Origin of the sequence: Pelomonas sp. CA6 (genome assembly GCF_022549225.1) — a bacterium.
Classification (GTDB): domain Bacteria; phylum Pseudomonadota; class Gammaproteobacteria; order Burkholderiales; family Burkholderiaceae_C; genus Roseateles.
Genome location: NZ_JAKZFD010000005.1, coordinates 221,889 through 236,785, shown reverse-complemented (window position 1 = coordinate 236,785; position 14,897 = coordinate 221,889). Strand labels below are relative to the sequence as shown.

8 protein-coding genes are annotated in these 14,897 nt (G+C 69.6%); 6 read left to right on the top strand and 2 right to left on the bottom strand.

All coding sequences use genetic code 11. The annotated features are described in order from the left end of the window. Positions 1-7: 7 nt before the first annotated feature. Positions 8-2,716: a pyruvate dehydrogenase (acetyl-transferring), homodimeric type gene (gene aceE / locus LZ017_RS10780; protein WP_241396824.1), complete on the bottom strand. Its 2,709-nt coding sequence runs from the start codon at positions 2,714-2,716 to the stop codon at positions 8-10. Between the two features lie 189 nt (positions 2,717-2,905). Between aceE and LZ017_RS10775 the strand changes: the two genes are divergently transcribed. From LZ017_RS10775 to LZ017_RS10750, 6 genes are all read left to right on the top strand, one after another. Beyond that, complete coding sequence (locus LZ017_RS10775; protein WP_241396823.1) at positions 2,906-5,470, top strand: PAS domain S-box protein; 2,565 nt, start codon at positions 2,906-2,908, stop codon at positions 5,468-5,470. Beyond that, the gene (locus tag LZ017_RS10770; RefSeq protein WP_241396822.1) at positions 5,467-6,105 is read left to right on the top strand and encodes a response regulator transcription factor; all 639 of its coding nucleotides are present in this window, start codon (positions 5,467-5,469) and stop codon (positions 6,103-6,105) included. The genes LZ017_RS10775 and LZ017_RS10770 overlap by 4 nt, the downstream gene beginning before the upstream one ends. A gap of 176 nt (positions 6,106-6,281) precedes the next feature. Further along, positions 6,282-7,148: a bifunctional methylenetetrahydrofolate dehydrogenase/methenyltetrahydrofolate cyclohydrolase FolD gene (folD, locus tag LZ017_RS10765; RefSeq protein ID WP_241396821.1), complete on the top strand. Its 867-nt coding sequence runs from the start codon at positions 6,282-6,284 to the stop codon at positions 7,146-7,148. Continuing rightward, on the top strand, positions 7,148-8,200 hold the full coding sequence (locus LZ017_RS10760; protein WP_241396820.1) for a S66 peptidase family protein: 1,053 nt from the start codon (positions 7,148-7,150) through the stop codon (positions 8,198-8,200). The genes folD and LZ017_RS10760 overlap by 1 nt, the downstream gene beginning before the upstream one ends. 26 nt (positions 8,201-8,226) lie before the next feature. Then, positions 8,227-10,254 (top strand): M3 family metallopeptidase, encoded by a 2,028-nt coding sequence (locus LZ017_RS10755; protein WP_241396819.1) that lies wholly within the window; start codon positions 8,227-8,229, stop codon positions 10,252-10,254. A gap of 13 nt (positions 10,255-10,267) precedes the next feature. Continuing rightward, positions 10,268-12,007 (top strand): ATP-binding protein, encoded by a 1,740-nt coding sequence (locus tag LZ017_RS10750; RefSeq protein ID WP_241396818.1) that lies wholly within the window; start codon positions 10,268-10,270, stop codon positions 12,005-12,007. A gap of 37 nt (positions 12,008-12,044) precedes the next feature. On the opposite strand, the gene LZ017_RS10745 is transcribed toward LZ017_RS10750, so the two are convergent. Beyond that, entirely contained in the window at positions 12,045-14,894 is a 2,850-nt protein-coding gene (locus tag LZ017_RS10745; protein ID WP_241396817.1) for a pitrilysin family protein, read from the bottom strand. Between the last annotated feature and the right edge of the window lie 3 nt (positions 14,895-14,897).

The following is a 14,897-nucleotide window of genomic DNA, read 5'->3' as shown; positions in this document are numbered from 1 at the left end:
TGCCCGCTCAGGCGTAGAGGGGGTTGATCTTGTCGGCGGCGATGCCGTACTTCTGGATCGCCTCGGCCACCTTGGCCGCCGGCAGCTGACCCTCGTCGGCGAGCGACTTCAGCGCGGCGACGACGATGTAGTGGCGGTTGATCTCGAAGTGCTCGCGCAGGCGGGAACGGAAGTCCGAGCGGCCGAAGCCATCGGTGCCCAGCACCTTGTAGCGGCGGCCGGCCGGCACGAAGGCGCGGATCTGCTCCGCGTAGTTCTTCATGTAATCGGTCGACGCGATCACCGGGCCGCTGGTCTTGGCCAGCTGCTGCGCCACGAAGGCCTGGCGCGGCGTCTCGGTCGGATGCAGCAGGTTCCAGCGCTCGGCGTCCTGACCCTCGCGGGCCAGCTCGTTGAAGCTGGGGCAGGACCAGATGTCGGCATCCACGCCCCACTCGGCCTTCAGCAAATCCTTGGCGGCGATGGACTCGCGCAGGATGCTGCCGGAGCCCAGCAGGTTGACGCGCAGCTGGGCCTCGGGCGAAGCCGGATCGAGCAGGTACATGCCCTGGATGATCTCGGCCTCGGTGCCGGCGCGCAGGCCGGGCATCGCGTAGTTCTCGTTCAGCAGCGTCAGGTAGAAGAACACGTTCTCCTGCTTCTCCACCATGCGCTTCAGGCCATGGTGCAGGATCACCGCGACCTCATGCGCGAAGGTCGGGTCGTAGGAGATGCAGTTCGGGATGGTGCCGGCCAGGATGTGGCTGTGGCCGTCCTCGTGCTGCAGGCCCTCGCCGTTCAGCGTCGTACGGCCCGAGGTGCCGCCCAGCAGGAAGCCGCGCGCCTGCATGTCGCCCGCGGCCCAGGCCAGGTCGCCGATGCGCTGGAAGCCGAACATCGAGTAGTAGACGTAGAACGGGATCATCACCCGGTTGTTCGTCGAGTAGCTCGTGGCCGCCGCGATCCAGCTGGCCATGCCGCCGGCCTCGTTGATGCCTTCCTGCAGGATCTGGCCGGCCTTGTCCTCGCGGTAGTACATCACCTGGTCCTTGTCGACCGGGGTGTAGAGCTGGCCCTTGGGGTTGTAGATGCCGATCTGGCGGAACAGGCCTTCCATGCCGAAGGTGCGCGCCTCGTCGACCAGGATGGGCACCACGCGCGGGCCCAGGGCCTGGTCGCGCAGCAGCTGGGTCAGGAAGCGCACATAGGCCTGGGTCGTGGAGATCTCGCGCCCTTCGGCGGTCGGTTCCAGCACGGCCTTGAAGGTTTCCAGCGAGGGCACGGTGAAGCTCTCGTCGGCCTTCACGCGGCGCTTGGGCAGGTAGCCACCCAGGGCCTGGCGGCGCTCGTGCAGATAGCGCATCTCCGGCGTGTCGTCGGCCGGCTTGTAGTACGGGAGCTTGGGCAGCTCGCTGTCCGGGATGGGGATGCCGAAGCGATCGCGGATGTACTTGATGTCGTCGTCGGTCAGCTTCTTGGTCTGGTGGACGGTGTTCTTGCCCTCGCCGGCCTTGCCCATGCCATAGCCCTTGACGGTCTTCACCAGCAGCACGGTGGGCTGGCCCGTCGTGTTGTGGTGCGCGGCATGGAAGGCGGCGTAGACCTTCTCGGGCTGGTGGCCACCGCGGCGCAGCTCGAAGATCTCCTCGTCACTCATGTGCTCGACGAGCTTGGCCGTCTCCGGGTACTTGCCGAAGAAGTGCTTGCGGACATAGGCGCCGTCATTGGCCTTCATGGCCTGGTAGTCGCCGTCCAGCGTCTCCATCATCAGCTGTTTGAGCTTGCCACTCTTGTCGCGCGCCAGCAGCTCGTCCCAGCCCTTGCCCCAGATCAGCTTGATCACGTTCCAGCCGCTGCCGCGGAACTCGCCTTCCAGCTCCTGGATGATCTTGCCGTTGCCGCGCACCGGGCCGTCCAGGCGCTGCAGGTTGCAGTTGATGACGAAGACCAGGTTGTCCAGTCCTTCGCGGGCGGCCAGGCTGATCGCGCCCAGGCTTTCCGGCTCGTCCATTTCACCGTCGCCCATGAAGGCCCAGACCTTGCGCTGGGCCGTGTCGGCGATGCCGCGTGCGTGCAGGTACTTCAGGAAGCGCGCCTGGTAGATCGCCATCAAGGGCCCCAGGCCCATGGAGACGGTGGGGAACTGCCAGAACTCCGGCATCAGCTTGGGATGCGGGTAGCTGGAGAGGCCCTGGCCATCGACCTCCTGGCGGAAGCTGTCCAGCTGCGCCTCGCTCAGGCGGCCCTCCAGGAAGGCGCGGGCATAAATGCCGGGCGCGCTGTGGCCCTGGATGTAGAGCAGGTCGCCGCCGTGGTTTTCGTTCTCGGCGTGCCAGAAATGGTTGAAGCCGGCGCCCAGCATCGAGGCCAGCGACGCGAACGAGCCGATGTGGCCGCCCAGGTCGCCGCCATCGGCCGGATTCAGCCGGTTGGCGCGCACCACCATGGCCATCGCGTTCCAGCGCATGTAGGCACGCAGGCGCTTCTCGATCGCGATGTTACCCGGGCAATGGGCTTCCTGGTCCGGCGGGATGGTGTTGACGTAGGCCGTGTTCGCGGAGAAAGGCACGTCGACGCCGGCCTGGCGGGCGTGGTCGATCAGCGTGTTGAGCAGATAGTGCGCGCGCTCACCGCCCTCCTCGCCGATGACGGCCGACAGCGCGTCCAGCCATTCCTTGGTTTCCTGTGCATCGGTGTCGAGAGCGGCTGCGCCTGGGAGGGATTGGGGCTCGGACATATCTTGTCTCCTGTGTCGGTCGAACGCCTGAGGGCCTGAGGGCGACCCTTCGCTTCTGATGAGGGGGCGGCCCGGAGTTTCTCACAAAGGTTTATTTTTCCAAATAGTGCGAGAACGTTTCATATTGCGAAACAACGCCAGGGGATAGCGCCAAGCCGGCGGCCCATCTGCCCCCCAGATAATCCGCCCATGTCCGCCCGCCATGACATTCGAGGGGCCCTGCGCCGCCTCGCCCTTCCGTTGAAACACCTGGCCCAGGCCTGGTGGCGCCGCCAGTCGCCGGCGCGCCAGGACCGCTTCGCCACGCTGGGGCCGCTGCTGTCGGTGGCGCTGTTTCTCGCCGCCATCATTGCCGCCTTCTGGTACCTGCGTAATGAGGAGATAGAGCGCGAGGCCGAGGCCGTCAAGCGGGACACCGAGATCGTCCAGCTCGCCATCCGGCTGCGCCTGACCGAGAACCAGGAGCTGCTGGCCCGCATCGCGCGCGAGATCGTCACGCGCGCAATCGACACCCAGGAGTTCAGTGCCCAGGCCTCGGCCTTCGCGCGACAGCGCCCCGAGATCACCCATGTGACCTGGCTGAGCCAGCGTCGCGAGCGCCGCGCCAGCGTCAGCGCCGCCGGCTACCAGGCGGAAAGCCTGATGACGCTGTCCGGCAACGACCCCTCGATGCCGGCCGGCCAGCCCGGTGCCGCGCCGGAGATCGCCTTCCAGGCCGTGCGCGACACGCGCCAGCCCAAGTATTCGCCGCCCTTCGCCGACGCCAACAACAACATCGTCTTCCAGCTGCAGGTACCGCTGACCGACCGCAGCGGCTTCTCCGGCGTGCTGATCGCCGAGTACTCGGTGGAGGCCCTGCTGCGCTACTACATGCCCTCCGAGGTGGCCGCCCGCCACGCGGTCGTGGTGGTGGACTCGCGCGAGCAGATCGTCGCCAGCACCGTCACCCCCATGCCGGGCCAGCGCATCGCGCGGGCGCCCATCTATCACGAGGTGCCGCTGGCGCCGGCCACCAACGGCCTGGTGCTACGCGGCCAGGGCTACCGCACCTCCATCGGCCTGATCTCCAACACCCTGTTCTGGATGGTGGTGGCGCTGTCGGTGCTCACCGTCTGGATGCTGCTGGGCACCTGGAAGCACATGCGCCGCCGCGCCCATGTGCAGAACGCGCTCGCCGCCGAGACCAATTTCCGTCGCGCGATGGAGAACTCCATGCTGACCGGCATGCGGGCCATGGACCTGGACACGCGCATTTCCTATGTGAACCCCGCCTTCTGCGCGATGACCGGGTTCTCGGAGTCGGAGCTGATCGGCCGCAAGCCGCCCTTCCCCTACTGGCCGCCCGACCGCTACGAGGAGAACCTGCGCCTGCTGCAGCAGGAGATGCAGGGCCGCAGCCCGGCCGGCGGCTCCGAGGTCAAGGTGATGCGCAAGGACGGCAGCGTGTTCGACGCGCGCATGTATGTCTCGCCGCTGATCGACCCCAAGGGCAAGCAGAGCGGCTGGATGACCTCGATGACCAACATCACCGAGGCCAAGCGCGTGCGCGACCAGCTCAGCGCCTCGCACGAGCGCTTCACCACCGTGCTGGAAGGCCTGGACGCCGCCGTGTCCGTGCTGTCGGTGCAGCAGGCCGAGCTGCTGTTCGCCAACCGCAGCTACCGGCTGTGGTTCGGCGCCGACCCCGCCGGCCACGCGATGCTGGCCGGCTCGCAGCTGGCGCGCAGCCCCGGCGAACTGCAGGACGAGGTGGACGACTACTCCGGCCTGCCCGCGCAGCAGCTCACCGACATGGGCTCGGACCCGCGCGAGGTCTATGTCGAACAACTGGACATGTGGTTCGACGTGCGCGCCCGCTATCTGCAGTGGACCGACGGTCGCCTGGCGCAGATGCTGATCGCCACCGACGTCAGCGCGCGCCGCCGCGCCGAGCTGCTGGCGCAGCAGCAGGCCGAGAAGGCCCAGGTCACCAGCCGGCTGATCACCATGGGCGAGATGGCCTCCAGCGTCGCGCACGAGCTGAACCAGCCGCTCACCGCGATCAGCAACTATTGCAACGGCATGGTCTCGCGCGTGAAGGGCGATTCGATCAAGAAGGAGGATCTGCTCGCCGCGCTGGAAAAGACCGCCAAGCAGGCCCAGCGCGCGGGCCAGATCATCCACCGCATCCGCAACTTCGTGAAGCGCAGCGAGCCCCAGCGCCAGGCCGCGCAGGCCGCCGCCATCGTCGAGGACGCGGTGGAGCTGGCCGGCATCGAGCTGCGCCGCCGCAATGTCGCGATCCACACCTATGTGGCACAGCGCCTGCCCACGATGATGGTGGACCCCATCCTGATCGAGCAGGTGCTGCTCAACCTGCTGAAGAACGCCGCCGAGGCGATCGACAACGCCGGGCTGCCGCCCTCGCGCCGCCACATCGAGCTGCGCGTGGTGCCCAAGCACACGCAGGAGCTGGGCGCCAACATCGAGTTCTCGGTGACCGACATGGGCCCCGGACTGCCCGAGGAAGTGATCGAGCGCATGTACGAGGCCTTCTTCTCGACCAAGGCCGATGGACTGGGCATCGGCCTAGGGTTATGCCGCTCCATCATCGAGTCCCACCAGGGCAGGATACGCGCGGAGAACTTATACAATGCCGCGTCCATCGTCGGGTGCCGGTTCGCGTTCACGATCCCCGTGGACATCACACGCCCCGAGCCCCTCCTGCAGGGCAGGGATTCGGGGACTGCTCAAAACACAGCATCAACACCATGAGCCTGATTCCGAAGAAGGGTAATGTCTACGTCGTGGACGACGACGAGGCCGTGCGCGATTCCCTGCAATGGCTGCTGGAAGGCAAGGACTACCGGGTCAAGTGCTTCGAGTCGGCCGAGGCCTTCCTGTCGCGCTACGACCCGCGCGAAGTCGCCTGCCTGATCGCCGACATCCGCATGGACGGCATGAGCGGCCTGGAACTGCAGGACCGCCTGATCGAACGCAAGAGCCCGCTGCCCATCGTCTTCATCACCGGCCACGGCGACGTGCCGATGGCGGTGCAGACCATGAAGAAGGGCGCCGCCGACTTCATCGAGAAGCCCTTCAAGGAAGACGAGCTGCTCGCGCTGGTCGAGCGCATGCTGGAGCAGGCGCGCGAAGCCTTCGCCACCCAGCAGGAGGCGGCCAGCCGCGACGCCCTGCTCTCGCGCCTGACCACGCGCGAGGCCCAGGTGCTGGAGCGCATCGTCGCCGGCCGGTTGAACAAGCAGATCGCCGACGACCTGGGCATCTCCATCAAGACCGTGGAGGCGCACCGCGCCAACATCATGGAGAAGCTCAACGCCAACACCGTGGCCGATCTGCTGAAGATCGCGCTGGGCGCCAACCACGCGCAGGCCGGCAAGACCGCCTGAGCGGCGTGCCCGCGACGGGCATTCGCGCACATCCGGGCCGCGTTCATCGCGGCCTTCTTCTTTTGCGGCCCGCTTCGCGGCCCGGCCCCGCACTGCGGGCCGCGATAATCCCGGGTTGTTCGACCTCGTCCATTCGTGCCGCGCGTGGACATTGCTGATTTTCCGGAGTGACCCCCATGAGCACCGCCCGCCTGATCGATGGCAACGCCCTGTCCCAGCAACTGCGAGCCGAAGTGGCCCAGCGCGCCGCGCTGCTGACCCAGCGCGGCCTCAAGCCCGGGCTGGCCGTGGTGCTGGTGGGCGACAACCCGGCCAGCCAGGTCTATGTGCGCAACAAGGTCAAGGCCTGCCAGGACGCCGGCCTGCACTCGGTGCTTGAAAAGTACGAGGCCACGATGACCGAGGCCCAGCTGCTGGAGCGCATCGCCGCGCTGAACGGCGACCCCAGCATCCACGGCATCCTGGTCCAGCTGCCGCTGCCCGCCCACATCGACGACCACAAGGTCATCGAGGCCATCTCGCCCGAGAAGGATGTGGACGGCTTCCACGTGGCGTCGGCCGGCGCGCTGATGGTCGGGGAAGCCGGCTTCAAGGCCTGCACGCCCTATGGCTGCATGAAGATGCTGGAGTCCATCGGCATGAAGGACCTGCGCGGCAAGCACGCGGTGGTGATCGGCCGCTCCAACATCGTCGGCAAGCCCATGGCCATGATGCTGCTGCAGGCCAACGCGACCGTCACCATCTGCCACAGCGGCACCGCCGACCTGGGCGCGATGACGCGCCAGGCCGACATCGTCGTGGCCGCGGTCGGCAAGCGCAATGTGCTGACGGCTGACATGGTCAAGCCCGGCGCCGTCGTGATCGACGTCGGCATGAACCGCAACGACGAGGGCAAGCTCTGCGGCGACGTGGACTTCGACGGCGTGCGTCAGGTGGCCGGCTGGATCACCCCGGTGCCCGGCGGCGTCGGCCCGATGACCATCACCATGCTGCTGGTCAACACCATGGAATCGGCCGAGCGCGCCGCGGCAAGGCAGGCCTGATGCCCGCGGGCCTGCCACGCCGACCGCGCCCCCTGCGCGAAGGCGACCTGGTCGCGCTGTGCGCGCCCTCGTCCGGCGTGGAGCCCGCGCTGTTCCCGCGCCTGGAGCGCGCCATCGCCGCGCTGCGCCGGCGCGGCCTGCGTGTGCGCGAGGGCGCCACGCTGCGCCGCCAGCACCAGCAATGCAGCGCGCCGGCCCAGGAGCGGGCCGCCGAGCTGCAGGCCCTGCTGCTGGACCCCGAGGTGGCCGCGGTGCTGCCCCCCTGGGGCGGCGAACGCGCGATCGAGCTGCTGCCGCTGCTGGACTTCGAGCGCCTGGCCGCGGCCCCGCCCAAGTGGTTCAGCGGCTTTTCCGACCTCAGCACGCTGCAGCTCCCGCTGTGCCTGAACGCGGGCTGGATGAGCCTGCACGGCCCCAACCTGATGGAGCTGGGCGCGGACACGCTGGACGCGACGACGGCCGGCGTCTGGACCGCGCTGAGCTTGCCGCCCGGGCAGCCGCTGTGTCAGCGGGCCTCGCCGCGCTGGCAGTCGCGCGGCTCGAACTGGGTGGCCCAGCCCGGCGCCGGCTACACCCTCACCGAGGCCACCCGCTGGCGCCGCCTGGACGGCGGCGACGCGCCACTGCGCCTGCGCGGCCGGCTGATCGGCGGCTGCCTGGACACGCTGGGCCGCATCGCCGGCACCGCCTTCGGCGACCTGCGCGCCTGGCTGCGCCGGCCGGGCATGGGCCCGCATCTGCTTTTCCTGGAGAACGCCGAGATGGCCCCGTGCGAGCTGCTGCGCGCGCTGTGCAGCCTGAAGCTGCACGGCTGGTTCGACCAGGCCGCCGGCGTGCTGATCGGCCGCCATGCCGCGCCCCGCGTGGACGCGCCGCAACGGCTCAGCCATGAAGACGCGCTGCACGCCGCGCTCGACGCACTGGGCCTGCCCGTGCTCGTCGATGCCGACATCGGCTATGTGCCGCCCCAGCTCTCGCTGATCCAGGGAGAATGGGCCGACTTGCATTGGACGCCCGACGCAGTGGAGCTGCGCCAGGCGCCCGCCTCCTGAGATCCGCACCCAGCGCCCCGACGACCATGACCACCAATCCGCTGCTCTCCACCGCGCCGCTGCCCGACTTCGGCGCCATCCGTCCGGAACACATCCAGCCGGCCATCACGGAGCTGCTCGAGCAGGCCCGCGCCGCGCTGGCGCAGGTCACCGCCGACGGCGCGCCGGCCAACTACGAGCGGCTCGCCCGCGTGCTGAACACCGCCACCGAGCGCCTGTCCTGCGCCTGGGGCGCCGTGGGCCACCTGAACGCCGTGGCCAACACGCCCGAGCTGCGCGAGGCCTACAACGCCGTGCTGCCGGCGGTGACCGAGTTCCACACCCAGCTCGGCGCCAACGAGAAGCTGTACGCGCTGTACAAGGCCATCGCCGCGCAGCAAGACCTGACCCCGGCGCGCGCGCAGCTGCTCAGGCACGCGATCCGCGACTTCGTGCTCTCTGGCGCCGAACTGCACGGCGACGCGAAGACGCGCTTCGCGCAGATCCAGGAACGCAGCGCCGAGCTGGCGCAGGCCTTCTCCGAGCATGTGATGGACGCCACCGACGGCTGGCACACCCTGGTCGATGCCGACGAGCTGCGCGGCGTGCCGGCCGACGTGGTGGCCAACGCGCGCGCCGCGGCCGAGAAGGACGGCCAGCAGGGCCACAAGCTCGGTCTGCACTTCCCGGTCTACATGCCGGTGATGCAGTACGCCGAAAACCGCGCGCTGCGCGAGCGCCTCTACCGCGCCTATGTCACGCGCGCCAGCGAGCTGGGCGACAAGCCCGACTGGGACAACGGCCCGCTGATGCAGGAGATCGTGCAGCTGCGCCAGGAAGAGGCCCGCCTGCTGGGCTATGCCAATTTCGCCGAGGCCTCGCTGGTGGCCAAGATGGCGCACTCGCCGCAGCAGGTGCTGGACTTCCTGCGCGACCTGGCGCGACGCGCCCGCCCCTATGCGCAGCGCGACCTGGACGAACTGCGCGACTTCGCCCGCGCCGCGCTGCAGATGGACGAGCCGCAGGCCTGGGACCTGGCCTATGTCTCCGAGAAGCTCAAGGAAGCGCGCTATGCCTTCTCCGACCAGGAGGTGAGGCAATACCTGACCCTGCCGCGCGTGCTCGATGGGCTGTTCAGCATCGTCGAGCGCCTGTTCGGCGTGCGCTTCGTCGCCGCGCAGGCCTCGGTCTGGCACGACAGCGTGCAGTTCTACGAGCTGCAGCGCGAGGGCCGCGTGATCGGCCAGGTCTACCTGGACCTCTACGCCCGCGCCGGCAAGCGCCCGGGCGCCTGGATGGACGAGGTGCGCAGCCGCTGGGCCCGCCCCGACCGCGCCGCCGCCGATGGCGAGCAAATCCCGGTCGCCCATCTGGTGTGCAACTTCCCGCAGGGCGCCGACGGCAAGCCCGCGCTGCTGACGCACGACGACGTCACCACCCTCTTCCACGAATGCGGCCATGGCCTGCACCATCTGCTCACGCGGGTGAACGAGCTGGGCGTCTCGGGCATTTCCGGCGTGGAATGGGACGCGGTGGAGCTGCCCAGCCAGTTCATGGAGAACTTCTGCTGGGAATGGGAGGTGCTGCAGCAGCTCTCGGCCCATGTCGACAGCGGCGAGCCGCTGCCGCGCGCGCTGTTCGACAAGATGCTGGCGGCCAAGAACTACCAGGCCGGGCTGCAGACGCTGCGCCAGATCGAATTCGCGCTCTTCGACATGCGGCTGCACAGCGAGCCCGGCGCGGAACAGTCCATCCAGGCCCTGCTCGACGAGGTGCGCGCCGAGGTCTCGGTCAACCCGCCCCCCGACTTCAACCGCTTCCAGCACAGCTTCTCGCACATCTTCGCGGGCGGCTATGCGGCGGGCTATTACAGCTACAAATGGGCCGAGGTGCTGTCGGCCGACTGCTGGGCCGCGTTCGAGGAAGAAGGCGTGTTCAACCCCGCCACCGGCCGGCGCTACCTGGACGAGATCCTCGCGATGGGCAGCGTGCGCGACGCGATGGACAACTTCAAGGCCTTCCGCGGCCGCGAGCCGCGCATAGACGCGCTGCTGCGCCATCAGGGCATGGCCTGAGGCGGCGGCCAGCATGCGGGTGCCCAAGCCCTCGTCGGTGCGCAGGCTGCGCCTCAGCGCGATGGCCTGGCTGTTCGCCGCGCTGCTGATCGTCGTCGTCTGGCTGGCCGTTGCCGGCGTGCTGGTGCTCAAGCGCAACGATGCGCTGAGCGCCGAGGCGCAGCAGAACCGCAACCTGGCGCGCGCCTTCACGGAGCAGTCGCTGCGCGTGCTGGCCACCGCGGACCAGGCCATGCAGCGGCTTTCGCAGGCACAGGCGCAGGACCAGCTGCGGCCCGAGGACCTGGTGCGCTACGCCAATGAGACCGGGCTGGCGCCCCAGATCCTGGTCCAGCTCTCGGTGGTGGACGCGCAGGGCCGCTTCCGCGGCAGCAACCTGGACCCGAGCGGGCAGAAGACCGGCCCGGTGGATCTGTCAGCGCGCGAGCACATCAAGGCCCACCTGGCCCAGCCCGATCGCCCTGCGGCCCAGGATGCCCTTTTCATCGGCAAGTCCGTGCTCGGCAAGGTCTCGCGGCGCTGGACCATCCAGCTGTCGCGCGCGGTGCGCAGCCCCGACGGACGCATGATCGGCGTCGTCGTCGCGTCGCTGGACCCCAGCTACTTCCACGAGGTCTACCGCGGCGTGGACGTGGGAAGCACAGGCAGCGTGGCCATGGTGGGCGAGGACCTGGGCGTGCGCGCGCGCGTGGTGGGCGGTGCGCCCAGCGCGATGGGCTCGCAGCTGGCGCCCAACTCCCCCTTCGCCGCGCGCACCAAGGACGCGGCCGGCACCTTCCGCGCGCCCAGCAGCCTGGACGGCACCGAGCGCATCTACGCCTTCCAGCGCATCGGCCCCTATCCGCTGTTCATCATCGTGAGCACCGGCGTGCAGGAATCGCTCAGCGACTGGCGCGACACCCGCACCAGCATGCTGGGGCTGTGCGCCGTGGTCACGCTGGCGCTGCTGGCGGCGGCCAGCATCTTCGTCACCGGACTGCGCCGGCTGGAGCAAAGCCACGAGGCGCTGCGCCACAGCGAGGCCGAGGCCCAGGCGGCCAACCAGGCCAAGAGCGAATTCCTGGCCGCGATCTCGCATGAGCTGCGCACGCCGCTGACCAGCATCCGCGGCTTTGCCGAGCTGATGGAGCGGCGCCTGCAGGAAGAGCGCTTCCGCGAGGCCGCCAGTCTGATCCGCAAGGGGGCCGAGCACCTCAATGCGCTGCTCACCGAAATCCTGGACCTGGCCAAGGTCGAGGCCGGCTCCATGCAGCTCAGCCCCGAACCGGTGGACCTGCGCGCGCTGTTGAACGGCACGGTGGACTTCTTCGCGCTCAGCGCCAGCGCCAAGGGCCTGAAGCTCGCCAGCGAGCTGGACCCGGACCTGCCCGCACGCGTGTTCTGCGACGGGCTGCGCCTGAAGCAGATCCTCAACAACCTGCTCTCCAACGCGCTCAAGTTCACCGAGCAGGGCGAGATCGTCGTGCGCGTGCGGCGCGAGGGCGAGGGCCTGTTGGTCCAGGTGCAGGACAGCGGGCCAGGCATCCCGCTGGACAAGCAGGAGCAGATCTTCGAGAAATTCCGCCAGGGCGACGCCCGCGTCAGCTACCAGCATGGCGGCACGGGCCTGGGCCTGGCGCTGTCGCGCGCCCTCGCGGAGCTGATGGAGGGCCGGCTGACGGTGCGCTCCCAGCCCGGCGAAGGCGCCTGCTTCGAGCTGCGCCTGCCGCTGCGCTCACCGCCCGCCGACACTCAACCGGCCCGGCAAGACTGAGCCGCTGGCCGCGCACGGACCGCGGTCCGTGCTCGCCTCACTTGAAGTCGCCGACCACGACGGAGACGAAGGCGTCCGGCCGCACATGGCGGCGCCAGGCGGCGTTGACCTGGTCCAGCGTCAGCACCGCCAGCTGGGCCTCGCGGCGCTGCTCGTCGGCCCAGTCTTCGCCGCGGTCCGCCAGCGTCAGCAGCTGGCCCGCCAGCGCGCGATCGTTGGCGCGTGCGCGGCGCCAGCCTTCCAGCAGGCCGGTGCGCGCCCGCGCCAGTTCGGCCTCGGTGATGCCCTGCTCGCCCATCTTGCGCAGCTCGTCGCGCACCAGCGCAAGAATCCGGTCGCGCGCCTGCGGGGCATAGCTGCCCGAGATCAGGAGCCGCGCGGCATTGCCGAACTGGGGGACGCGCAGCTCGGCCGATATGCCGTAGCTCAGCCCCTCCTGGCGGCGCACGCGCGTGGCGAGGCGGTTCTCCAGCCCGCCACCGCCCAGCACCTGCACGGCCAGCGCGAGCGCCAGCGCGTCGTCGTCGGCGTCGTTCAGGGCCAGGTCTTGCTGCAGGCGCAGCAGCGCGCTGGGCTTGTCTTTGGCGCGCGCCTCGAAATGGGCGCCGGGCACCGGTTTGTACACGCGCGGCTCGCGCACGAAGCGCGGCGCCTGCGGCTTCTTCCAGTCGCCCAGCAAGCGCTCCAGCGCCTCGTCCAGACCCGGCGGCAGCGCGCCGACCACGGCCACCTGCGCGTCGTCGGCCGACCAGTAGCGCGCGTGAAAGGCGCGCAGGTCTTCGAGCCGGGTGCGGTGGAGCTGGGTGATGCGGTCGTCCACCCCTTGCAGGTAGTCGGGGTCGCCGAAGTCCAGGCCGCGGGCCTGGTTGTAATGGGCGCGCACCGCCTCGTCCGCCAGCCCGCCCAATTCCTCGCGCGAGGCCTTGAGCTGCCCCAGCGCCACGTTCTGCATCCGCTCGAAGGCGGGCTGGGGCAGCAGCGGCTGGCGCAGCAGCCGCGCGGCCAGCGCCAGCGCGTCGAGCACGGTGTCGCGCTCGGCGGCCAGGTTCATGACCACGCCCTGGTCGCCGCTGTCGAAGCTGAGCAAAGCCTTCAGCCGGATCAGCTGGTCCTGCAGCGCCTGCTTGTCCAGGCCTTCAGCGCCCTCTAGCAGCAGCCGGCCCGGCAGGTCGGTGCCGGGCTGCGCGAAAGTCTCGCGGCGCTCGCCCCAGCGCAGCCGCAACTGCAGCTGCACCGTGTTGCCGCGCGTCTTCTTTTCCAGCGTCTGCAGCGCGATACCGCTGGGCAGGCGGCGCGCCACGGTGCGCGCCTGCAGGTTCTCGGGCGTGGGCAGCAGATGCTCGCCCTCCTCCAGCCGGGGTGGGCCCTGCAGCCGGGCCAGCCGATCCTCGACGGGCGGCGCCGCGGGGATCTCCACCCGCTCCACCTCGCGCGCGGGCAGGAAGCGCCCCAGCGTGCGGTTGGCCGGCCGCAGATAGGCCTTGCGCACCCGTTCGACGTCGGCCAGCGTGACATGCGGCAGGTCTTCCAACAGCTGGAACATCAGCCGCCAGTCACCCGCCCCCAGCAAACCCGAGACCTGCTGAATCAGCACCTGCGGACTCTTCATCTGCTGCCGGTAGGCGAGCACCGCGATCTCGCGCACGCGGGCGATCTCGGCCTCGCTCAGGGCCGGCGCGCCGCGCCCCTCCACCACGTCCAGCAGCCGCTGCTCGACCTTGGCCGGGTCCGCGCCGGGGGCCACCACGGCCACCGCCGTGATGCCGCCCGGATCGGCCCCGCCCAGGCCCCCCATCCCGGCCATGCCGGCCAGCTGGGGTTCCACCAGCTCCTTGTACAGCAGCCCGCTGGGCTGCATCGTCATCATCATCCCCAGCAGCATCAGCGGCGCCGAATCGGGATGGGCCAGCGCCGGCACGTGGTAGCGCGCCATCAGCATGGGCGTGCCGCCGACACGGCGCACCGTGACGCTGCGCTCGCCGTCCTGCGGCGGCTCGACGGTATAGGGCCGCGGCAGCGGCTCCGCCGGGCGGGCGATGGGACCGAACAGCCGGGTCGCCTGCGCCAGCACCGCCGCCGGCTCGAAGCGGCCGGCCACCAGCAGCGTGGCGTTGTCCGGCCGGTAGTAGCGCCGGTAGAAGGCCTGCAGGCGCTCGATGGGCAGGTGCTCGATGTCGCTCTGCGCGCCGATGGTCACATGTCCGTAGGGATGCCAGTCGTAGGCCACCGCCTGGACGCGCTGGCTCAGCACCTGGCCCGGGTTGTTCTCGCCGCGCTCGAACTCGTTGCGCACGACGCTCATTTCCTTGTCCAGGTCGGCCTTGGCGATCAGGCTGTTGACCATGCGGTCCGCCTCGGCGGCGAGCAGCCATTGCAGGGTCTCGTCGCTGGCGTTGAAGCTGGCGAAGTAGTTGGTGCGGTCGGTGGTGGTCGTGCCGTTGAACTGCACGCCGCGCCGGGCGAATTCCTCGGGCAGGTCGCGCAGCGTCGGCGTGCCCTTGAAGAGCATGTGCTCCAGCAGATGGGCCATGCCGAACTCGCCCGGCGCTTCATGCCGGCTGCCCACGCGGTAAGTCACATTGACCATGGTGGTGGTCTGCGACTCGTCGGGAAAGAGCAGGATCTGCAGCCCGTTGGGCAGGCGGTATTCGTGGATGCCGCCCATCTCGCGGACGAACTGCGGCTGCGGCTGCGCGGGCCGGGCCGCCGGTTCCTGCGCCGGCAGCGCCTTGGCGCCCTTGGTGGACCTGGGCGCCTTGGCGGACGGGGCGTCCGCGACCGGCGCGGTGGCCGCTACCGCGGCCTGCATCAGTCCGGCGGCGGTCCATGCGAGCGCCAGCGCCCGCCAGACACGGCGGCACGGCCGTCCTTGGTCTTGAGTGCTCATCGA